At 64.0% G+C, this 20448-nt stretch carries 17 protein-coding genes (1 of these 17 only partly in view); 13 read left to right on the top strand and 4 right to left on the bottom strand.

Annotated features, from left to right (window positions below):
• Nucleotides 1–82: 82 nt before the first annotated feature.
• Nucleotides 83–1303 carry a helix-turn-helix domain-containing protein gene (locus NKK47_RS13315; protein WP_352577143.1) on the top strand — a complete coding sequence of 407 codons (1221 nt, stop codon included), beginning with the start codon at nucleotides 83–85 and terminating at the stop codon, nucleotides 1301–1303.
• A 9-nt stretch (nucleotides 1304–1312) separates the two neighbouring features.
• On the top strand, nucleotides 1313–1966 hold the full coding sequence (locus NKK47_RS13310; protein ID WP_352577141.1) for a Vgb family protein: 654 nt from the start codon (nucleotides 1313–1315) through the stop codon (nucleotides 1964–1966).
• A gap of 39 nt (nucleotides 1967–2005) precedes the next feature.
• On the opposite strand, the gene NKK47_RS13305 is transcribed toward NKK47_RS13310, so the two are convergent.
• On the bottom strand, nucleotides 2006–2491 hold the full coding sequence (locus tag NKK47_RS13305) for a MarR family winged helix-turn-helix transcriptional regulator (protein WP_352577139.1): 486 nt from the start codon (nucleotides 2489–2491) through the stop codon (nucleotides 2006–2008).
• Nucleotides 2492–2592: 101 nt separating this feature from the next.
• Between NKK47_RS13305 and NKK47_RS13300 the strand changes: the two genes are divergently transcribed.
• A complete protein-coding gene (locus tag NKK47_RS13300; protein ID WP_352503215.1) occupies nucleotides 2593–3483 on the top strand; it encodes a DMT family transporter in 891 nt (296 codons plus the stop codon).
• Nucleotides 3484–3502: 19 nt separating this feature from the next.
• On the opposite strand, the gene ubiG is transcribed toward NKK47_RS13300, so the two are convergent.
• On the bottom strand, nucleotides 3503–4252 hold the full coding sequence (gene ubiG / locus NKK47_RS13295) for a bifunctional 2-polyprenyl-6-hydroxyphenol methylase/3-demethylubiquinol 3-O-methyltransferase UbiG (protein WP_023675148.1): 750 nt from the start codon (nucleotides 4250–4252) through the stop codon (nucleotides 3503–3505).
• A 214-nt stretch (nucleotides 4253–4466) separates the two neighbouring features.
• Between ubiG and NKK47_RS13290 the strand changes: the two genes are divergently transcribed.
• The 9 genes from NKK47_RS13290 (at nucleotide 4467) to NKK47_RS13250 (ending at nucleotide 17214) form a co-directional block, all read left to right on the top strand.
• On the top strand, nucleotides 4467–5036 hold the full coding sequence (locus NKK47_RS13290; RefSeq protein ID WP_352577137.1) for a putative glycolipid-binding domain-containing protein: 570 nt from the start codon (nucleotides 4467–4469) through the stop codon (nucleotides 5034–5036).
• A gap of 199 nt (nucleotides 5037–5235) precedes the next feature.
• Complete coding sequence (locus NKK47_RS13285; RefSeq protein WP_352577135.1) at nucleotides 5236–6489, top strand: aspartate kinase; 1254 nt, start codon at nucleotides 5236–5238, stop codon at nucleotides 6487–6489.
• 181 nt (nucleotides 6490–6670) lie between these two features.
• On the top strand, nucleotides 6671–8941 hold the full coding sequence (ptsP, locus tag NKK47_RS13280; protein ID WP_352577134.1) for a phosphoenolpyruvate--protein phosphotransferase: 2271 nt from the start codon (nucleotides 6671–6673) through the stop codon (nucleotides 8939–8941).
• 8 nt (nucleotides 8942–8949) lie between these two features.
• Nucleotides 8950–10029, top strand: a complete 1080-nt coding sequence (prfA, locus tag NKK47_RS13275; RefSeq protein WP_352577132.1) for a peptide chain release factor 1 — start codon at nucleotides 8950–8952, stop codon at nucleotides 10027–10029.
• Complete coding sequence (prmC, locus tag NKK47_RS13270) at nucleotides 10022–10900, top strand: peptide chain release factor N(5)-glutamine methyltransferase (protein WP_352577130.1); 879 nt, start codon at nucleotides 10022–10024, stop codon at nucleotides 10898–10900. The genes prfA and prmC overlap by 8 nt, the downstream gene beginning before the upstream one ends.
• Nucleotides 10901–11230: 330 nt before the next feature.
• The gene (locus NKK47_RS13265) at nucleotides 11231–12139 is read left to right on the top strand and encodes a DUF4167 domain-containing protein (RefSeq protein WP_352577128.1); all 909 of its coding nucleotides are present in this window, start codon (nucleotides 11231–11233) and stop codon (nucleotides 12137–12139) included.
• Between the two features lie 235 nt (nucleotides 12140–12374).
• Nucleotides 12375–14981 carry an ATP-dependent chaperone ClpB gene (gene clpB / locus NKK47_RS13260; protein ID WP_352577126.1) on the top strand — a complete coding sequence of 869 codons (2607 nt, stop codon included), beginning with the start codon at nucleotides 12375–12377 and terminating at the stop codon, nucleotides 14979–14981.
• A gap of 147 nt (nucleotides 14982–15128) precedes the next feature.
• Nucleotides 15129–15494 (top strand): MmcQ/YjbR family DNA-binding protein, encoded by a 366-nt coding sequence (locus NKK47_RS13255; RefSeq protein WP_352577125.1) that lies wholly within the window; start codon nucleotides 15129–15131, stop codon nucleotides 15492–15494.
• A 238-nt stretch (nucleotides 15495–15732) separates the two neighbouring features.
• Entirely contained in the window at nucleotides 15733–17214 is a 1482-nt protein-coding gene (locus NKK47_RS13250) for a L,D-transpeptidase family protein (RefSeq protein ID WP_352577123.1), read from the top strand.
• Between the two features lie 21 nt (nucleotides 17215–17235).
• Here NKK47_RS13250 and NKK47_RS13245 read toward each other — a convergent pair whose 3' ends face one another.
• A complete protein-coding gene (locus NKK47_RS13245; protein WP_023675159.1) occupies nucleotides 17236–17868 on the bottom strand; it encodes a TMEM175 family protein in 633 nt (210 codons plus the stop codon).
• Nucleotides 17869–18038: 170 nt separating this feature from the next.
• Here NKK47_RS13245 and NKK47_RS13240 point away from each other — a divergent pair, with 170 nt between their 5' ends.
• On the top strand, nucleotides 18039–19604 hold the full coding sequence (locus NKK47_RS13240) for an MFS transporter (RefSeq protein WP_352577121.1): 1566 nt from the start codon (nucleotides 18039–18041) through the stop codon (nucleotides 19602–19604).
• Nucleotides 19605–19621: 17 nt separating this feature from the next.
• Here the strand turns inward: NKK47_RS13240 and NKK47_RS13235 are convergent, their stop codons facing one another.
• Nucleotides 19622–20448 carry the 3' portion of a M23 family metallopeptidase gene (locus NKK47_RS13235; protein WP_352577119.1) on the bottom strand. It continues 1132 nt past the right edge of the window, so 827 of the gene's 1959 nt are visible here — the last part of the coding sequence; the start codon falls outside the window, past its right edge; the stop codon is at nucleotides 19622–19624.

Below are 20448 nucleotides of genomic sequence, written 5' to 3'. Positions count from 1 at the left end.
CGTTGTCGATACGACTGGTTGGTGAGATGGACTTAGCGCCGGATGTCGAAGCCATGGGAGTGACAAGTGTGACGGGATTCCGATGGACTCGCTGATCACGGCCGCGGCGCATGCGCTTGCGGCGGGCGATCCGCTCGGCGCCTTGAAGCGGGTTGCGCTGCGCGACGATGCGCCGGCACTGGCGTTGCGCGGTATCGCGATGGCGCAGCTTGGCGACCTGGTTCGGGCGAAGGTTCTTCTCAAGAGGGCGGCGCGCGCATTCAGCCCGAGGGAGGCCGTGGCCCGCGCGCGGTGTATCGTCGCCGAGGCCGAGATCGCGCTCGTCTCGCGCGACCTTACCTGGCCGGCCAAGGCACTCGACGCCGCACGGGCGACGCTTGAAAAGCATGGCGACCGCGTCAACGCCGCGCATGCGCGCAACCTCGACGTTCGGCGCCTGCTGCTGATCGGCCATCTCGACGAAGCCGAGCGCAGGCTGGACGGCTTCGATCCCTCGCCGCTGCCGCCGGCATCGCGGGCCGCCCACGAGCTGGCTGTCGCCGGCATCGCCATCCGCCGCTTGCGGACCGGCCCTGCGCGCGCCGCGCTTGGCCTGGCGGCGCGGGCGGCGCGCGCGTCCGGCATCCCCGCGCTGATCGCGGAGGTGGAGAGCGCATCGCTGGTGCTGGACACGCCGGCCGCACGCCTTGTCGCGCGTGGCGGGGAACGGCCCCTCCTGCTCGATGAAGTCGAAGCGCTCCTGGCGTCGGGGGCGCTCGTGGTGGATGCATGCCGCAATGTCGTGCGGGTCGCAGACAACGTCGTCTCGCTGGCGACCCGCCCGGTGCTGTTCGCGCTGGCCCGCGCGCTGGCCGAAGCCTGGCCGGCTGACGTGGCAAGAAGTATGCTTATTGCGCGCGCTTTCCGCGGAAAGGACGCGGACGAATCACATCGCGCACGGTTACGGGTCGAAGTCGGGCGGCTTCGCGCGGAGCTTCGGAGTTTGGCGGATGTGAGCGCGACGAAGCGGGGCTTTGCGCTGGCCCCGCGCCGCGCAGGTGAGGTCGTCGTGCTGGCGCCACCCGTCGAAGAAGAGCATGCCGCCGTGCTCGCCTTTCTCGCCGACGGCGAGTCTTGGTCGAGTTCGGCCCTGTCGATTGTGCTGGGAGCCAGTTCGCGTACCGTGCAGCGAGCGCTCGAGCAACTCGCCCTGGCCGGCAAGGTGCAGTCGTTCGGCCGCGGACGGGCGCGTCGCTGGATGACCCCACCGCTGACGGGTTTCCCGACAATCTTGTTACTCCCCGGCCCACTGCCGGGCTACTAGGATGGAATCATGGAACGATCCGCAGCCGAAATCCTTCGAGAATATGGACCCTTTCCGGGTGTCGACCACGTAGACGGCGTTACCTTCGACGGTGAGCATGTCTGGTTTGCCTCAGGCGACAGATTGAACGCCTTCGATCCGGCAAGCGGCAAAGTGGTGCGCTCGATCGATGTCGCGGCACACGCCGGAACGGCCTTCGACGGCCAGCATCTCTATCAGATCGCCGAGGATCGTATCCAGAAGATCGATCCGAAGAATGGCCACGTCCTGGCGACGATCCCGGCGCCCGGCAATGGCGGTGATTCCGGGCTCGCCTGGGCCGAAGGAACACTCTGGGTCGGGCAGCATCGGGGCCGAAAGATTCATCAGGTCGATCCCGAGACAGGGGCAATCCTTCGCACCATCGTTTCCAACCGCGTCGTCACCGGCGTCAGCTGGGTCGACGGCGAGCTGTGGCATGGCACCTGGGAGGGCGAGGAGAGCGATGTCAGACGGATCGATCCTGAAACGGGAAAGGTCCTTGAGAAGCTCGATATGCCGCCGGGAACAGGCGTGTCGGGGCTCGAATCCGATGGCGGCGACCAGTTTTTCTGTGGCGGCGGAAACAGCGGCAAGATCAGAGCTGTTCGCCGGCCCAAACGAGGCTCGGCGGCCAGGATTTGACCTTTTCCATCCCCTCGGCGCGGCCCTTGGCCGGTTCGGTTAACTCAGGCTCGCTATCAGTTTTTCGAGCAGGCGTGCGAGCATGATCTGCTCCGGGCGTGCTAACCCAGAAAGTATCTGGTGCTCGTTGGCGACGTGAGCGGTAACCGCCTCGTCAATCAACGCCAGACCCTTTTTAGTCAGCTGCACGACAATGCCGCGGCGATCGTCGGGGTGCGGCCCGCGCTTGATCAGGCCGGATTTCTCGAGCCGATCGAGGCGGTTGGTCATCGCGCCCGACGTCACCATCGTCGCCTCGTAGAGAGCCGTCGGCGTCAGCGCGTATGGCGGCCCGGAACGACGCAGCGTCGCCAGCACATCGAATTCTCCGGATTGCAGCCCGTAACTTGCAAACAGCGGCGCCAGCCGCTCTCGTGCGATCAGCGAGGCGGCCTCGTTCAACCGTCCGAGCACGGCCATCGGCGAGACATCGAGATCCGGCCGTTCCTTTTTCCATTGCCCGATCGCTTTTGCTGCGCGATCCATGTCTCTCACCGTTATGTATCTTGACGTGAAGAATCTTTACCTTATCTTACCTCAGCTTGCGATATTGGCCAAGTGCCGCGAACGGGCGACGGGACGGTGCGATGAAATTTCTCTGGGACTCGGCGCTTGGCCTTCTGGTTGTCACCGGTGGACTGCTCGGCCTGACGCTGCCGTTCGGCAAGATCGCGACGGCGGCCGGCGTGGCCGCCATGGTCTGGGCCTTCGTCATCTCGCTTGGTGCCGGCGGCGTGCTTTTGTGCGCATTGCTGCTCAACGGGAAGCGCATGCGGCTTACGCCGCACAGGCTGCGCTATTTCTTCGTCACCGCGGCCGTCTCATATGCAATCCCCAATCTGCTGATGTTTTCAGCCATTCCGCATCTGGGCGCCGGCTACAGCGGCATCATGTTCACGCTGTCGCCGGTCGTCACGCTGGTGTTCTCGATGCTGCTCGGCGTCAGGCGCCCGACCATGCTGGGCATCGTCGGCATAGTCGTCGGTTTCGTCGGCGCAGTCATGGTGGCGGTGACGCGCGGCGAAGCGGGCCAGCCGGCCGAATTTTTCTGGGTTGCGATGGGCCTGCTCATCCCGGTCAGCCTCGCCGCCGGCAACATTTACCGCACCGTCGACTGGCCCGAAGGCACCGGCCCGATCGAGCTCGCCGTCGGCAGCCACCTGGCAGCAGCCTTGATGCTGTTTGCCGGCATTCTGGTCCTGCTTGGCGGCAATGCATTCGGCTCGCTCGGCGGCGTGCCGCTGGTCGCAGCGGCACAGGTGGCATCAGCCTCGGCGATGTTCGCCTTCTTCTTCCGCCTGCAAGCGGTCGGCGGCCCGGTCTATCTCAGCCAGATCGGCTACGTCGCGGCGGCGGTCGGGCTGTTTGCCGGGACCCTCTTCCTCGGCGAGCGCTATCAACTGCTGACCTGGGCCGGTGCCGTCATCATCACCGCCGGCGTGTTCATCACCACCAAGGCGCAAAGCCAGAGGCCATAGAGGCCAGAAGGCGTAAGCTTCAGACGGATGCCTTCTCCGCTAGCACCATGTAGTTGACGTCCATGTCCTTCGAGCGCTGCCAGCGGTCGGCGAGCGGGTTGTAGGTGACGCCGGTGCGGTCGATGACGGTCAGGCCGGCGCCGGCAAGCGCCTTTTCCAGTTCCTCGGGGCGCACCAGCTTGCCGAACTGGTGGGTGCCGCGTGGCAGCCAACGCAGCACATATTCGGCGCCGATGATGGCCAGGCCCAGGGCCTTCAGCGTGCGGTTGATGGTGGCGACGAACATGATGCCGCCAGGCTTGACCATCTCGCCGCATTTGGCCAGGAACAGATCGACATTGGCGACATGCTCGACCACTTCCATGTTGAGGATGACGTCGAATTTTTCGCCGGCATCGGCAAGGTCTTCCGCGGTCGTGGCGCGATAATCCACGCTCACGCCGACTTCCGCCGCATGCAGCTTGGCCACTTCGATGTTAGTGGCGGAGGCATCGGCGCCGACCACTTCGGCGCCAAGCCGCGCCATCGGCTCGCACAAAAGCCCGCCGCCGCAGCCGATGTCAAGGAAGCGCAGGCCTTCGAATGGCCGTGCCGCACGCGGATCGCGGCCGAAGCGGGCCGCCACCTGGTCGCGGATATAGGCAAGCCGGATCGGGTTGAACTTGTGCAACGGGCGGAACTTGCCGTTCGGGTTCCACCATTCGGCAGCAAGGGCGGAAAAGCGTTCCACCTCTCCGGCATCGATCGTCGATCGTCGGGGCTCTGGCATGGCGTGGTCTCCTCGGACGCTAGGAAGTCGGGCGCGAGGCTGCGAATGTCAAGGCGCGAAATTCACCGCCGGCGGTGCGATGCGCGCGATGCCTTCCGGCGCGGCCTTTTGCCGGCTGCATTTGTGTCAGCACGTGTCAGTTGATGGTGTGCCGGAAGGAAACGCCTAGGCTTTGGCGGACGAAGCAGAGACATCGGGTTCGGAGGAGTGCGCAATGATGCGAACGGTTGCTTCCATTCTTTGGCGCCGGCTTGACCAGGAAGGCCACGACGCTTGCCTTCTGTCGGAAGCGAGTTCCGGGTGGAACCTCAGGGGACAGGCGCTTTTCGTCCAGGACGGCGAGCCGTGCAGCATCGCCTACGAGGCGGACTGCGACGCCGATTGGCATACACGATCGGCGCGCGCCGACGGCTTTCTCGGCACGCAAGAGCTGCATTACAGGATCGACCGGCTGACCGAGCGCCAATGGACGCTGAACGGCGAACATCAAGCGGAAGTCGACGGTCTCATCGATGTCGATCTCGGCTTCACGCCCGCCACAAACCTTTTGGCGCTTCGCCGTTTTGCCCTCGATGTCGGTACGGCGACGCCCGCGCCGGCAGCCTATCTGACATTTCCCGAACTCAGGCTCGTTCGCCTCGAGCAAACCTATCAGCGCGTCGATGCTGCACATTACGCCTATGCCGCCCCGATGTTCGGCTACCACGAGACACTGGAGGTCTCGCCGCTCGGTTTCGTCCTCGATTATCCGCGCCTGTGGAGAGCCACGGCACAGCTGGGCTGAAGCGAGCACCATTTTGGCAAGAAGCAGTGCAGGCGCGATGCTGCGCTGGTGTGTCGCCCGGCCGGCAGCGGCGGCACGCCTTGCGAAACGACTGTCATTTGGCTAAGGAGGCCGCGCATTGAGTGCCCGGCCACAGCTTGGCGCATTTTTCCGCTTTTCGGCCTTCGGTCCGGCATCCAGTCAAAGGCATTTCGCTTCTATGGCGCGCATCGTGATGAAATTCGGCGGAACCTCCGTCGCCGACATCGCCCGCATCCGCAATGTGGCGCGTCATGTCAAGCGCGAGGTCGACGCCGGCCATGAGGTCGCCGTCGTGGTCTCGGCGATGTCCGGCAAGACCAACGAGCTCGTGCAATGGACGCGCGAGGCCTCGCCGATGCACGATGCGCGTGAATATGACGCCGTGGTCGCGTCCGGCGAGCAGGTCACTGCCGGCTTGCTGGCGATCGCGCTGCAGAATATCGGCGTGCATGCCCGCTCCTGGCAAGGCTGGCAGATCCCGATCAAGACCGACAACGCGCATGGCGCGGCGCGCATTCTCGACATCGACGGCGCGTTCTTGATCAAGCGCTTCGGCGAAGGCCAGGTGGCGGTGGTTGCCGGTTTCCAGGGCATCGGGCCGGACAATCGGATCGCGACACTCGGTCGTGGCGGCTCCGATACCAGCGCAGTCGCCATCGCGGCAGCGGTCAAGGCCGACCGCTGCGATATCTACACCGACGTCGACGGGGTCTATACGACCGATCCGCGCATCGAGCCGAAGGCGCGGCGGCTGGCCAAGATTTCGTTCGAGGAAATGCTCGAAATGGCCTCGCTCGGCGCCAAGGTCCTGCAGGTGCGCTCGGTCGAGCTTGCCATGGTGCACAGGGTGCGTACTTTCGTGCGGTCGTCCTTCGACGATCCCGACGCACCAGGAATGGGGGATTTGCTTAATCCGCCGGGAACGCTTATTTGCGACGAGGAAGAGATCGTGGAACAGCAGGTCGTCACCGGAATTGCCTACGCCAAGGACGAGGCGCAGATTTCGTTGCGCCGCGTCGGCGATCGGCCGGGCGTCGCCGCCGGCATTTTCGGGCCGCTGGCCGAGGCCAACATCAATGTCGACATGATCGTCCAGAATATCTCCGAGGACGGCAAGTTCACTGACATGACCTTCACCGTGCCATCCGGCGACGTCGACAAGGCGCTCGCCGTGCTCGAGCGGCTGAAGGCGACGATCGGCTACGACGTGGTGCAGTCGGAAGCCGGCATGTCGAAGGTCTCGGTCATCGGCATCGGCATGCGCAGCCATGCCGGCGTCGCCGCTACCGCCTTCAAGGCGCTTGCCGACCGCGCGATCAACATCCGCGCCATCACGACGTCCGAAATCAAGATTTCGATCCTGATCGACGGTCCCTATACGGAACTAGCAGTTCGCACTTTGCATTCCGTGTACGGTCTGGATAAGCAGTAGCGGACTGCATCGGCCCGAAAATCGGAATCGATTTTCGGAAGGCAGGATGCAGCGGATCGAAAATCTTGGAGCGGTCTTTATGCGTCCAATTGGACGATGGCGCTCTAATTGAGTTGTTGCGTTTGTGCCGCTGTGCAGGGCAACCTGCACCGGTTGAAACGCTATTGGAGAAGAAGCCGCGATGCGTGATTCGGCCAGTGGCCCGCGCGTTTTGCTGAAACGGCTCCGCGAGCTCATGCAAGAGCCGCTGGAGCCGCAGGAGCGGCTTGACCGAATCGTGCGCGACATCGCCTCCAACATGGTTGCCGAGGTTTGCTCGCTCTATGTGCTGCGCGCCGATTCGGTGCTCGAACTCTACGCCACCGAAGGCCTGAACCCGAACGCCGTCCACCTGGCGCAGCTCAGGCTGGGGCAAGGCCTGGTCGGCACGATCGCGGCCTCGGCGCGGCCGCTCAACCTCTCCAACGCACAGGAGCATCCTGCCTTCGCCTACCTGCCGGAGACAGGGGAAGAGATATACAATTCCTTCCTCGGCGTGCCGGTGCTGCGGGCAGGGCGGACACTCGGCGTCCTGGTCGTGCAGAACAAGACCATGCGCCATTATCGCGACGACGAGGTCGAGGCGCTGGAAACGACGGCGATGGTGATCGCCGAGATGATCGCCACCGGCGATCTGGAGCGGCTGACAAGGCCCGGCCTAGAGCTCGATCTGCGCCGCCCGGTAAGCTTTACCGGCCTGTCCTTCAACGAAGGCGTCGGGCTCGGCCATGTGGTGCTGCACGAGCCGCGCATCGTCGTCACCAATCTTTTCAACGAGGACAGCGAGGAAGAGGTCAGGCGGCTCGACGCCTCCCTCGGCTCGCTCCGGCTCTCCATCGACGACATGCTGGAGCGCCGCGACGTCGCCTTCGAGGGCGAGCATCGCCAGGTGCTCGAAGCCTATCGCATGTTCGCCAACGACCGCGGCTGGGTGCGCCGGCTCGAGGAGGCGATCCGCAACGGCCTGACGGCCGAAGCGGCGGTCGAAAAGGTGCAGAGCGACATGCGTGCCCGCATGCTGCACATGACCGATCCGTATCTGCGCGAACGGATGAGCGATTTCGACGATCTCGCCAATCGGCTGCTGCGGCAGCTGATGGGGCGCGGACCGGAGGACGTCGCGGCCTCGCTGCCCAAGGACGCCATCATCGTCGCCCGCTCCATGGGTGCTGCGGAGCTGCTCGATTATCCCAGGGACAAGCTGCGCGGGCTGGTGCTGGAGGACGGCGCCGCGACCAGCCATGTCGTCATCGTGGCGCGGGCCATGGGCATACCGGTCGCCGGCCAGATGAAGGGCGCCGTTTCCATGGCGGAAAACGGCGATGCCATCATCGTCGACGGCGAGGAAGGCGCGATCCATCTGCGCCCGCAGCCCGACCTCGAGGCGGCCTATGCCGAGAAAGTGCGTTTCCGGGCGCGGCGGCAGGAGGTCTACCGCGAGCTGCGCAAGAAGCCGTCGGTGACTAAGGACGGTGTCCAGGTCGACCTTCTGATGAATGCCGGGCTGGCGGTCGACCTGCCGCAACTGGCCGAAGCGGGCGCGGCCGGCATCGGCCTGTTCCGCACCGAGCTGCAATTCATGGTCGCCTCGACCTTTCCGCGCGCGGAAGCCCAGGAGCGCTTGTACCGTGACGTGCTCGAGGCGGCGCGCGACAAGCCGGTGACGTTCCGCACCATCGATATTGGCGGCGACAAGGTGCTGCCCTATTTCAAGGGCTCGATCCAGGAGGAGAACCCGGCGCTCGGCTGGCGCGCCATCCGCCTGACGCTCGACCGGCCTGGCCTGCTGCGCACCCAGATCCGCGCGCTGCTCAAGGCGTGCGGCGGGCGCGAACTGAAGCTGATGCTGCCAATGGTGACGGAACTCGGTGAGATCGCGCAGGCGCGCGAGATCATCGATCGCGAGGTCCGGCATTTGTCGCGCTTTGCCCATCATTTGCCGACCAGCCTTAAGGTGGGGGCGATGCTGGAGGTGCCGTCGCTGCTGTTCCAGCTCGACGAGTTGATGAAGGCGGTCGATTTCGTCTCGGTCGGCTCGAACGACCTGTTCCAGTTCGTCATGGCGGTGGACCGTGGCAATACCCAATTGTCCGACCGCTTCGACCCGCTGTCGACGCCGTTCCTGCGTGTTTTGAGGCAAATTGCCGACGCCGGGGCGCGCAACCAGACGCCGGTGACCTTGTGCGGCGAACTTGCCGGCAAGCCGATCTCGGCGATGGCGCTGATCGGCCTTGGCTACCGCTCGATCTCGATGTCGCCGGCATCGATCGGCCCGGTCAAGGCGATGCTGAAGGAACTGCCGCTCAGCGAGTTGGAAGCGTTCTTCGACGACAATCTGATGGCGCCGGCGCATGGCCTGCCGATGCGGGCGCTGCTGCAAGCCTTTGCCGACGACCGCTCTATACCGCTATAGACTTCGCCATGATCAACCTGCCCCGCGACCGTATGGATCAAGTCGTCAAGCGTTTCGACATGCTCGAAGCGCAGATGTCGGCCGGGCCAGCGCCGGACGCCTATGTCAGGATGGCCTCCGAATATGCCGACATCCAGGAGATGGTGGCAAAGATCAGGGCACTGCGCGCCGCGGAGCACGAACAGGGCGATCTGGAGGCGATGCTCGCCGACAAGGGCACCGACGCCGAGATGCGCGCCTTGGCCGAGGCCGACCTGCCGGAGGTCAAGCATCGCATCGAGGCGCTGCAGAAGGACATCCAGATCCTGCTGTTGCCCAAGGATGCCGCCGACGACAAGAACGCCATCCTCGAGATCCGCGCCGGCACCGGCGGCGACGAGGCGGCGCTTTTCGCCGGCGACCTGTTTCGCATGTACGAGCGCTATGCCGCGGCGCATGGCTGGCGTTTCGAGACGGTGTCGGCCAGCGAGGGTGAGGTCGGCGGCTACAAGGAAATCATCGCGACCGTTTCGGGCAAGGGCGTCTTTGCCCATCTGAAATTCGAATCCGGCGTGCACCGGGTGCAGCGCGTGCCGACGACCGAGGCGGGCGGGCGCATCCATACCTCGGCGGCGACGGTCGCGGTGCTGCCGGAAGCGGAAGAGGTCGATATCGACATCAGGGCCGAAGACATCCGCATCGACACGATGCGCGCCTCGGGTTCCGGTGGCCAGCACGTCAACACCACCGATTCGGCCGTGCGCATCACCCATCTTCCGACCGGCATCATGGTGGTGCAGGCGGAAAAGTCGCAGCACCAGAACCGGGCGAAGGCCATGCAGATCCTGCGCGCCAGGCTCTACGACCTCGAGCGCAGCAAGGCGGACGAGGAACGTTCCGAATCGCGCAAGTCGCAGGTCGGCTCGGGCGACCGCTCGGAACGCATCCGCACCTATAATTTTCCGCAGGGTCGCGTCACCGATCATCGCATCAACCTGACGCTCTATAAGCTCGACCGGGTGATGATGGGCGAACTCGACGAGGTCATCGACGCGCTGATAGCCGATCACCAGTCGAAGCTGCTCGCCGATATCGGCGTCGATGGCTGACAGCCTGCCCGCCACGCTGGCGCCACTACTGCGGGAGGCGCGAAACCGGCTCGCCGCAGCCGGGATCGCGGATCCGGCGCTCGATGCCAGGCTGATCGTCGAGCATTTTTCCGGCACCAGTCGCACGCAGGCCATCGCCGATCCCGGGCGCGCTGTCGATACGGACGTGACGGCGGTAATCGAAGCCGCCTTGCGGCGGCGCATCGCCGGCGAGCCGGTGCACCGAATCCTTGGCTACCGCGAATTCTATGGCTTGCGCCTTTCGCTTTCGCCGCAAACGCTGGAGCCGCGGCCGGATACCGAAACGCTGGTCGAGGCTATACTGCCCTTCGTCAAGGCAATGGCGGCACGCGAGGGCGGCTGCCGCATCCTCGATCTAGGGACCGGTACCGGTGCCATCGCGCTGGCGCTGCTCAGCGCCGTTCCGGCCGCGACCGCCACCGGCGTTGACATTTCGCAGGAGGCGCTGGCCACAGCCATGCGCAATGCCGGGGAATTGGGGCTCGCCGGCCGGTTCACGCCGCTCAAATCCGACTGGTTTGAAAAAGTTTCTGGCCGGTACCATGTAATTGTCGCAAACCCTCCCTATATACCGTCAGACGACATTGGAAATCTGCAGGACGAGGTCCGCGGTTTCGATCCACGTCAGGCCCTCGATGGCGGTGTGGACGGTCTGAGCCCCTACAGGAAGATCGCCGCGGGAGCGGCAGCGTATTTCGAAGTCCAAGGCAGGATTGCGGTCGAGATCGGCCATACGCAGCACCAACAGGTTACGGAGATATTCTCCGCGGCCGGGTACCGTTCTGTCGGGGTGTTTCGTGATCTCGGCGGAAACGACAGAGTTCTTGTGTTCGAACGGTGGAAGCCGTGATGCAGTGCGAAAAAAGCGCTTGGCAATACCGGGGAATGCGGCTAGGGTCGCCATAACCGGATGAGACGAAGCAGGCAGTGCTCTTAGCGATTCGGTTTCCTTGGAAATAGCTGCCTTCTTGCGCAAACGACGCCCAAGCTTCGTGCGGGAATCGTCCGGCAAGTGAAGTAACCGGAACAGGATGGCACGTGGCGCCAACGCAATTGATGCGGGCGAACGCCGGTGAAGGAACGAAACGGCTGGCCGCATGAGCGCCTCCGTTCGTGAAGAGTTTTTCGAAAATTTCAAAGTGAAGAGAGTCTAATGAGGCCACAACAGCAAAACAGGCGCATGCGCGGTCGCAACAACAGTGGCGGCGGCGGCAACAACAATAACAACAACAATCGTAAGGGGCCGAATCCCCTGACGCGTAACTATGAGAGCAACGGCCCGGACGTGAAGATCCGCGGATCGGCTCAGCAGATTGCCGAGAAGTACGCAACCCTTGCCCGTGACGCGCAAAGCTCCGGCGACCGGGTGATGGCGGAAAACTATCTCCAGCATGCAGAGCACTATAACCGCATCATCGCAGCCGCTCAGGCGCAGATGCCGATCCAGAACGCCCAACAGAATCGCGACGATTTCGACGATGACGGCGACGAGGATCGCGACGAGTTCGACAATGCCGGCAACAACAATGCCAACGAGACGTCGGGTTCGGCGGTCAATCACGGGGCCGGCCCGCAGCCGGTCATCGATGGCACGCCGGCCGAGCTGGCTCTGAACCAGGAAAACAGCCGCGACAATCGGGGCGGCCGCGATAACCGTGACGGACGCGACAACAATGGCGGACGCCACCGCGACCGTCGCCCCAATGGCGGTTACGGCCAGCGCGGCGAGTATGGCGCGCGCGGCGAGCAGCAGGGTGGACAGCGCGTCGAACAGCCACGGCGCGACGAGACGCCGGCGCAGGCGGAGCCCGTACCGGCCGCTGAGCCGGTCTTTGTGAGCGAGCCCGCACCGCAATTCGAAAACCTTTCGCCGGCGGGTCTCGCCGCCCAGGCCGAGCTCAACGAAGCCGCGGCCGAAAACAGCCCGGCACGCCGCCCCAGGCGTCCGCGCCGTCCGCGGCTCGATGTCGAACAGGCAAATGGCGGCAACGACAATGCCGTCCCTGACAGTGCCGAGACTGGCAAGGTCGATGCAGCGCCGGCTGAAGACGCCGGCGGTCAACCTATTATTGCCGACGTCGAGAATTGATCGAAGAAACGTTCAGGCGATCTTAGCGCATCGTTTACCCTAGGCGGCGGAGAGAAATCTCCGCCGTTTTTGTTTTGCGCGCTCGGAATATTATGCGTTCGCCAGTGTCGAGTCTTGAGGGTCCGTGGTTTGCGTCCCATATCTTGCGTGAACAGGATCCGGCTCGAACGGGCGGGTCCGTCACCGCAATCTGATCCGGTGCCGCGAAGCGGGCCGGTGACGGAAGGAGACAGGCATGAATCTTGAAAAATATTCCGAGCGCGTGCGCGGCTTTATCCAGTCCGCGCAAACCATGGCGCTTTCCCGCAGCCACCAGCAATTCACCCCCGAGCATATCCTCAAGGTCCTTGTCGATGACGACGAGGGCCTGGCTGCGTCGCTGATCGAGCGCGCCGGCGGCAATGTCCGTGACGTCAAGCTCGGCGTCGAAACGGCACTGGAGGCAATGCCCAAGGTCGAGGGCGGCAATGGCCAGCTCTATTTGGCGCAGCCGCTGGCAAAGGTGTTCTCGACCGCCGAGGAACTGGCCAAGAAGGCCGGTGACAGCTTCGTCACCGTCGAACGGCTTTTGCAGGCGCTTGCCATGGAAAAATCGGCCAAGACCGCCGACATCCTGTCCAAGGCCGGTGTCACGCCGCAGGCGCTGAACCAGGTCATCAACGACGTACGCAAAGGTCGCACCGCCGATTCGGCGAGCGCCGAGCAGGGCTACGACGCGCTGAAGAAATACGCGCGCGACCTGACGGCGGACGCCCGCGCGGGCAAGCTCGATCCGGTCATCGGCCGCGACGACGAAATCCGCCGCACCATCCAGGTGCTGTCGCGCCGCACCAAGAACAACCCGGTGCTGATCGGCGAACCCGGCGTCGGCAAGACGGCGATCGCCGAAGGGCTGGCGCTGCGCATCGTCAATGGCGATGTGCCGGAATCGCTCAAGGACAAGCAGCTGATGGCGCTCGACATGGGGTCGCTGATCGCCGGCGCCAAATACCGCGGCGAGTTCGAGGAGCGGCTGAAGGCGGTGCTTTCCGAAGTCACGTCTGCCGCCGGCGGCATCATTCTGTTCATCGACGAGATGCACACGCTTGTCGGTGCCGGCAAGGCGGATGGCGCCATGGACGCGTCGAACCTGCTGAAGCCGGCGCTCGCCCGCGGCGAACTGCATTGTGTCGGCGCAACCACGCTCGACGAATACCGCAAGCATGTCGAGAAGGATGCGGCCCTTGCCCGCCGCTTCCAGCCGGTCTTCGTCAATGAGCCGACGGTCGAAGACACCGTCTCGATCCTGCGCGGCCTGAAAGAGAAATACGAGCAGCACCACAAGGTGCGCATCTCGGATTCGGCACTGGTCGCGGCCGCAACCCTGTCCAACCGCTACATCGCCGACCGCTTCCTGCCGGACAAGGCGATCGATCTCGTCGACGAGGCCGCCTCGCGGCTCCGCATGCAGGTCGATTCGAAGCCCGAGGCGCTGGACGAGATCGACCGCCGCATCATGCAGCTCAAGATCGAGCGCGAGGCGCTCAAGGTCGAGAAGGACGATGCCTCGAAAGACCGGCTCGCCCGGCTCGAGAAGGAACTCTCGAACCTCGAGGAGGAATCGACCGAGCTGACCTCGAAATGGCAGGCCGAGAAGCAGAAGCTCGGGCTTGCCGCCGACCTCAAGAAGCAGCTCGACGAAGCCCGCAACGAACTTGCCATTGCCCAGCGCAAGGGCGAATTCCAGCGCGCCGGCGAACTTGCTTATGGCAAGATCCCGGAACTCGAAAAGCAGCTGAAGCAGGCTGAAGCCAGGGATGGCAAGGCCGGCATGGTCGAGGAAGTGGTCGGTCCCGATCACGTCGCCCATATTGTCTCGCGCTGGACGGGGATCCCGGTCGATAAGATGCTGGAAGGCGAGCGCGACAAGCTGTTGCGCATGGAAGACGAGGTCGGCAAGCGCGTCGTCGGCCAGGGCGAGGCGGTGCAGGCGGTATCAAAAGCGGTGCGCCGTGCGCGCGCCGGCCTGCAGGACCCGAACCGGCCGCTCGGCTCGTTCATGTTCCTCGGGCCGACGGGCGTCGGCAAGACCGAGCTGACCAAGGCCCTGGCCAGCTTCCTGTTCGACGACGAGAGCGCCATGGTGCGCATCGACATGTCGGAGTTCATGGAGAAGCACTCGGTCGCCCGGCTGATCGGCGCGCCCCCCGGCTATGTCGGCTATGAGGAAGGCGGCGCGCTGACCGAAGCGATACGGCGGCGGCCCTATCAGGTCGTGCTTTTCGACGAGATCGAGAAGGCGCATCCTGATGTCTTCAACGTGCTGCTGCAGGTGCTCGACGACGGCCGGCTGACCGATGGGCAGGGCCGCACGGTCGATTTCCGCAACACGCTGATCATCATGACGTCGAACCTCGGCGGCGAATATCTGGTCAATCTCGGCGAGGACCAGGATGTCGACGTCGTGCGCGACGAGGTGATGAATGTCGTCAGGGCTTCGTTCCGGCCGGAATTCCTCAACCGCATCGACGAGGTAATCCTGTTCCACCGGCTGCGCCGGCAGGATATGGGTCGTATCGTCGAGATCCAGCTCAAGCGCCTGGAAAACCTGCTTGTCGACCGCAAGATCGCGCTTTCGCTCGATCAGGAGGCGATCGATTGGCTGGCGGCCAAGGGCTATGACCCTGCCTATGGCGCGCGGCCGCTGAAGCGGGTGATGCAGAAGGAATTGCAGGACCCGCTGGCGGAAAAGATCCTGCTCGGCGAGATCCTCGACGGCTCGACCGTCAAGGTCACCGCTGGGTCCGACCGCTTGAACTTCCGCTCGAAGCCGGCAGTCGTGGCAACCGAAGCGGCCGCCTGAGCTCAAGCCAAGAGCCTGTTCCATCCCGATCGAATCGGGATGGAATTCCTATCTTCAATCTCGACCATGATCCTTTCCGAAAAACCGGCATACCCTTTTGTTACGCCGGCCTTCGGTTCATGGTCCAACATCACTGGCGGGGCGCAGATGACGCTGGACGACTATAACAGCTTCTGCGCCTCGCTGCCTTCGGCGACCCATGTCGTGCAGTGGGGCGGCGCCCGTGTCTGGAAGGTCGGCGGCAAGGTCTTCGCGATCGGCGGCTGGAGTGAGGGCAAGGAGCCGTTCGTTACCTTCAAATGCTCCGACATCGCCTATGACGTGCTGAGGGAGCAGCCGGGCCTTCGGCCCGCGCCCTATCTTGCCTCACGCGGCATGAAATGGATCCAGCGCCAGACCGGCGAAAGCATGGATGATGGCGCGCTGAAGGATTACCGGCGCGAAAGCCACCGTCTTGTCGTGCTGAAGCTGACGAAGCAGGCGCGCAAGGAATTGGGACTCGCTGCCGGTTAATCGGTCAGAAATCCGCCATCTTCATGCCCGGTTCATATTGGAACCTTATCGTTGGCAACTGATTTGCTGGCGAAGGGGTTCGCCTACCACATCGGCCCGAAATCGAGTTTTGATTTTCGCAAAGCACGATGCGGAGATTTAAAGCGTTAGAGCGTCCTTTGCGCGTCGAAAAAGACGCGCGGCGCTTTGAAGAGACAATGCCGGCGGCGGCAATTACGGACCGGAGAATTTGGCCATCATGTTGCGCACCATCTTCACCCTTTCAGCGCTTGCTGCCGGGCTGCTGGCGTCGAATGCGATGGCCTCGCCAATAGTGGATACCGCGCCACGGGTGGTTCGTGCCGCCAATGGCGGCGGCATTCTTGTCGCCCAGAACGGCAATCTCGATATCTACTACGATGCCAGGGGAAACCGCGTCATCGTCGATGCGGAGACCGGCAAGGTCATCGCCATCCAGCCGCCGCAGACCAGGCTCGACCGCCGCGCCTTGCGCCGCGAGCGCTTGCGCAACCTCGGACCGGTGGAGGACGACCCCTATTATCTCGACGACCCTGAGGACACGGCGCGGTTCCGCCGCAGGCAGATGGAAGACGAGGGCAGGGTCATCATACCGCCGGCTGACGAGTACGACCCCTATGGCGACAATTCGGTGGAAGCCTTCCCCGAAGCGCCACGGGATGACGGCTACGGCAACGGTTATCCGGAGGCAGCGCAGCCGGTAAAGCCGCGCACCATCGAGCGCCAGCCGCTCAACGAGGCCTCGATCGAGCCGGTCGAGCCGACGGTGCCGAACGAGCAGGCGGCCTTACCGCCAGACACAGCCCCGCCGCCAAGCACTGGCGGCAAGACGGCGGTCGACCCGTCGCTTGCGCTCGGCGCCCGCGAGGACGTGGCGGCACTGCAGGTGCTGCTCGACCGTGCCGGTGCATCGCCCGGCGTCATCGACGGACGCTTCGGCTCGAATGTCGACAAGGCACTCGCCGCCTATAACGAAATCACCGGCAGCAATCTGAAATCGACCGACGCGGTCGGTATCCAGGCGGCCCTGGCGCAATCCGGTGGCGATGCCTTCGCCTCCTACACGATCACGCCCGAGGATGCGGCCGGCCCCTATGTCGCCTCGATACCGGAGGACTACAGCCAAAAGGCCCAGCTCGATCGGATGGGCTACACGTCGGTACCCGAAGCGCTGGCCGAGCGCTTCCATATGGATGAAACCTATCTGAACAAGCTCAATCCGGACGCCAATTTCAATCGTCCGGGCACCATCATCAAGGTCGCCAATTTCGGCAGGCTGGTGGCGACGCCGGTGGCGCGCATCATCGCCGACAAGTCCAATAAGCAGGTCCGCGCCTATGATGCTGCGGGCAAGCTGGTCGCAGCCTATCCGGCGACTATCGGCTCGTCCGACACGCCGTCGCCGTCCGGCACGCATGCGGTGTCGCGTGTCGCATTGGACCCGAACTACACCTACAACCCGAACATCAATTTCAAGCAGGGCGAAAACGACAGGATCCTGACCATCCCGCCGGGGCCGAACGGCCCGGTCGGCTCGGTCTGGATTGCGCTGGACAAGCCGACCTACGGCATTCACGGCACGCCGGATCCGTCCAAGATCGGCAAGACCGAAAGCCATGGCTGCGTGCGGCTGACCAATTGGGACGCGCGCGAGCTTGCCAAGATCGTGACGCCCGGCGTTATCGTGGAGTTCGTCGACTAAAGCGCGACGCCTTCGCCCGAATCACCCGATGACCTTGCGCAGCAGTGGCGCGCGCAGCGCTGCGGCATAGATCAGCTGCACCACCAGGATGAAGCCGACGCTGAGCAACGGGCTGATCAGGCAGAGTGCAGCGCCGACGGCCCACAGGATCTGTGCCTTGACGATGCGCAGATAGACCGTTCGGGTGGTCTCCGCGTCGACACCTTCGGCCAGAAATCCGTTTTTGTCCGCGTAGCGCCAACTGGCGAGCAGCGTCAGTCCGAGCATCAAAAGATTGAACCAGTACACGAGCACCGCTGTCCTGAATTCGAGGAAGTCGGCGAGAAGGTCGGTCGAGAACGGCAGCAAGGCGATGAAGCCGAGGAAACAGAGGTTCAGCGTGGCAAGCCGCCGGTCGGATTTTGCAATCAGCCCGTGTTGCGCCTGCTGGCCGAACCAGAAGATGGTCAGCGTCAGGAAGCTGAGCGCATAGGTCAGGAAGCGCGGCGCCAGTGCTGTGATCGCTGTGATCAACTCGCGTTCGGAATGCACCGTTTCATGCGCCGGCACCCTGATCTCGAGAACGATCAGGGTGAGCGCGATGGCGAACACGCCGTCGGTGATGCCGACGACGCGCCCGCGTCCTTCCGCCGAGGGTTCGAGCGGTCGTTTCATGCGGTATTTCCCCCTTGCCTGTAGCGCTGCGAGAAGCTTAGCACGGCACTTGCCGTTTGCACCCTGTGAGCGGCGTGATCCTGCCTGTGTGGCCAGGTTGGGCCTGGTTTCAACGAGAACAGCGTGCTGGCCGGTTGTCGCCGGCGCGCCGGCGATCTAGGTAAGGCGGCATGCACACGCCAACCAAAGTCGGTACCGGCGCCGTTCCCCTGACCGGCTCACTTCCCGCCGATACGTTCTGTCCGCAGGCGCAGCGGCGGTTCGTGCTGATCGCCGCGATCCTGGCTTCTGCGCTCGGCTTCATCGACGGGTCGGTCCTGGCCATTGCGACGCCGGCGATCCGCGTCGACCTCGGCGCCAGCCTCGCCGAGGCACAATGGATTTCCAATGCCTACGCATTGACACTCTCAGCCCTCATTCTCGTCGGCGGCGCCGCCGGCGATCGCTTCGGCCTGCGCCACTCCTTCGCCGCCGGCATCGTCCTGTTCATTGCCGCCTCGCTTGCCTGCGCGCTGGCGCCTAACCCGACGGCGCTTATTGCGTTTCGGGCTATCCAGGGTGTCGGAGCGGCCATCATGGTGCCGGGCAGCCTGGCCATTATCGCCAAAGCCTATCCGAAAAAGGAACGCGGCCGGGCGATCGGCATCTGGGCCGCAGCATCAGCACTGACGACGGCGCTCGGCCCGGTGCTGGGCGGCTTCGTGCTGTCGGCGTTCGGCGACGGCATCTGGCGGGCGATCTTCGCCATCAATCTGCCGCTCGGCCTTATCTCGGTCTATCTTCTGCTGGCCAAGGTCCCTGCCGACGCGCCGGCGGAAAAGCGCGGCCTCGATCTCGGCGGCGCTGCACTCGCCATATTGGCGTTCGGAGCTCTCGCTTACGGTCTGACCTCGATGAGCGGCGACGGGGAGGGGCTGATGTCCGGCCCGAGTATTGCCGCCGGTGCGGTTTTGCTCGTCGTGTTCATCGTCTTCGAGCGCCGGCGGCGCGAGCCGATGATCGAGCTGTCGTTGTTTCGAATCGGCGCGTTCGCGGGCGCCAATGTGGCGACCTTCTTCCTTTATTTCGCGCTGTCGGCCAATCTGTTCTATCTGCCGATGCTCATGATCGCCGGATGGGGGCTGAGCGCGGCCGAGGTCGGTTTCATCTTCCTGCCGCTTTCGGCATTGATCGCAGTGTTGTCCGGACCGGTCGGCCAGTGGTCCGACCGCATCGGGCCTCGCTTTCCGATCGCCAGCGGCAGTCTGGTTGTGGCTCTTGCCTTTGCCGGACTTGCCCTGCTGGCCTATTGGGGCATCCACAATTTCTGGATCGGGGTATTCCCGCTGATGGCTCTGATGGGGTTCGGCATGGCGCTGGTGGTATCGCCGCTGTCGACCGCCGTCATGACGGCGGTCGAGGACAAGGATACGGGTGCGGCCTCGGGCATCAACAACGCCGTCTCGCGCATCGGCGGCCTGATTGCCGTGGCGGCGATGGGATCGCTGGCGGCCTGGGTCTATGCTGGCGTGCTCGGCACCGCTGCCGGCTCCGGCATTCCGGGTTTCGGCGAACCGCCGCCAGCCGGCCTGGCGCCCGGCCTCGATACGGCACGACTTGCCGCCAGCGACGCGGCATTCGCCGCCGTTGCCGCGGTGACCGCGCTGCTTTGCCTGTTTTCGGCAATCACCGCGTGGACGACGGTTTCCGGCGAGCGGCTGCCATGGGCGCGCGACACGGCGAATCAGCAGGGCTGACGACGAAAAACGTCGGCTCAGCCTTCGATCTTGGCGCTCGCGACCTTCAACTGATTGCTGTCTTCCTGCTTGAGCAGGTCGTCGATGCGTTCGCGCTCGCGCTTGAAGGCGACGAGGTCGTCGCCCTTCAGCGTCTTACCGACCGGTAGGCGGACGCGCATCGAATCGACCTTTGTGCCGTTGACGATCAGTTCGTAATGAAGATGCGGACCGGTGGAGAGGCCGGTTGAGCCGAGATAGCCGATAACCTGACCCTGGCGAACGCGAACACCCGGCTCGATGCCTTTGGCAAAGGCGCTCTGGTGATTGTAGGACGTCTCGTAGCCATTGGCGTGACGCAAGATGATCTGCTTGCCATAGCCGCCGGCCCAGCCGGCCTTTTCGACGACGCCGTTGCCCGCGGCAATGATCGGCGATCCCACGGGAGCTGCCCAGTCGGTGCCGGTGTGCATTTTCACATACCCCAAAATGGGGTGACGCCTGGCACCGAACCCGGACGTAAACCGGCCATTGGGCAAGGGATTGCGCAGCAGAAACTGCTCGGCGCTGCTGCCGTTTTCGTCGAAGTAGTCGGTGCTGCCGTCCTGCATCTGGAAACGATAGAAATTTCGTGTCGTGCCGCCGAAAGTCGCGGAGACGTAAAGCAGCTCGGATTCGTCAGACGCCTGGTCGTCGCCATCGGGCTGCGAGAACAGCACCTCGATGCGGTCCGTGGGATTGAGGCGCGACTGAAAGTCGACACCGGATGCCAGCAACTTGATCAGCCGTTGCGTCATCGCCTTGGACATGCCGTAGGAATAGGCGGTGCGGTAGATGCCGTCATAGATGTTCGGCAGATTGCCGC

Source organism: Mesorhizobium sp. M0019 (assembly GCF_040323975.1).
Taxonomy (GTDB): Bacteria; Pseudomonadota; Alphaproteobacteria; order Rhizobiales; family Rhizobiaceae; genus Mesorhizobium.
The sequence above is the reverse complement of the archived record's forward strand: the minus strand, read 5'-3'. Positions and strand labels throughout refer to the sequence as shown.

Bases quoted from the DNA above. Each gene is read 5' to 3' on its own strand.
- NKK47_RS13315 (WP_352577143.1), top strand. From the start codon at position 83: ATGGACTCGCTGATCACGGCCGCGGCGCATGCGCTTGCGGCGGGCGAT.
- NKK47_RS13310 (WP_352577141.1), top strand. From the start codon at position 1,313: ATGGAACGATCCGCAGCCGAAATCCTTCGAGAATATGGACCCTTTCCG.
- NKK47_RS13305 (WP_352577139.1), bottom strand. From the start codon at position 2,491: ATGGATCGCGCAGCAAAAGCGATCGGGCAATGGAAAAAGGAACGGCCG.
- NKK47_RS13300 (WP_352503215.1), top strand. From the start codon at position 2,593: ATGAAATTTCTCTGGGACTCGGCGCTTGGCCTTCTGGTTGTCACCGGT.
- ubiG (WP_023675148.1), bottom strand. From the start codon at position 4,252: ATGCCAGAGCCCCGACGATCGACGATCGATGCCGGAGAGGTGGAACGC.
- NKK47_RS13290 (WP_352577137.1), top strand. From the start codon at position 4,467: ATGATGCGAACGGTTGCTTCCATTCTTTGGCGCCGGCTTGACCAGGAA.
- NKK47_RS13285 (WP_352577135.1), top strand. From the start codon at position 5,236: ATGGCGCGCATCGTGATGAAATTCGGCGGAACCTCCGTCGCCGACATC.
- ptsP (WP_352577134.1), top strand. From the start codon at position 6,671: ATGCGTGATTCGGCCAGTGGCCCGCGCGTTTTGCTGAAACGGCTCCGC.
- prfA (WP_352577132.1), top strand. From the start codon at position 8,950: ATGATCAACCTGCCCCGCGACCGTATGGATCAAGTCGTCAAGCGTTTC.
- prmC (WP_352577130.1), top strand. From the start codon at position 10,022: ATGGCTGACAGCCTGCCCGCCACGCTGGCGCCACTACTGCGGGAGGCG.
- NKK47_RS13265 (WP_352577128.1), top strand. From the start codon at position 11,231: ATGCGCGGTCGCAACAACAGTGGCGGCGGCGGCAACAACAATAACAAC.
- clpB (WP_352577126.1), top strand. From the start codon at position 12,375: ATGAATCTTGAAAAATATTCCGAGCGCGTGCGCGGCTTTATCCAGTCC.
- NKK47_RS13255 (WP_352577125.1), top strand. From the start codon at position 15,129: ATGACGCTGGACGACTATAACAGCTTCTGCGCCTCGCTGCCTTCGGCG.
- NKK47_RS13250 (WP_352577123.1), top strand. From the start codon at position 15,733: ATGTTGCGCACCATCTTCACCCTTTCAGCGCTTGCTGCCGGGCTGCTG.
- NKK47_RS13245 (WP_023675159.1), bottom strand. From the start codon at position 17,868: ATGAAACGACCGCTCGAACCCTCGGCGGAAGGACGCGGGCGCGTCGTC.
- NKK47_RS13240 (WP_352577121.1), top strand. From the start codon at position 18,039: ATGCACACGCCAACCAAAGTCGGTACCGGCGCCGTTCCCCTGACCGGC.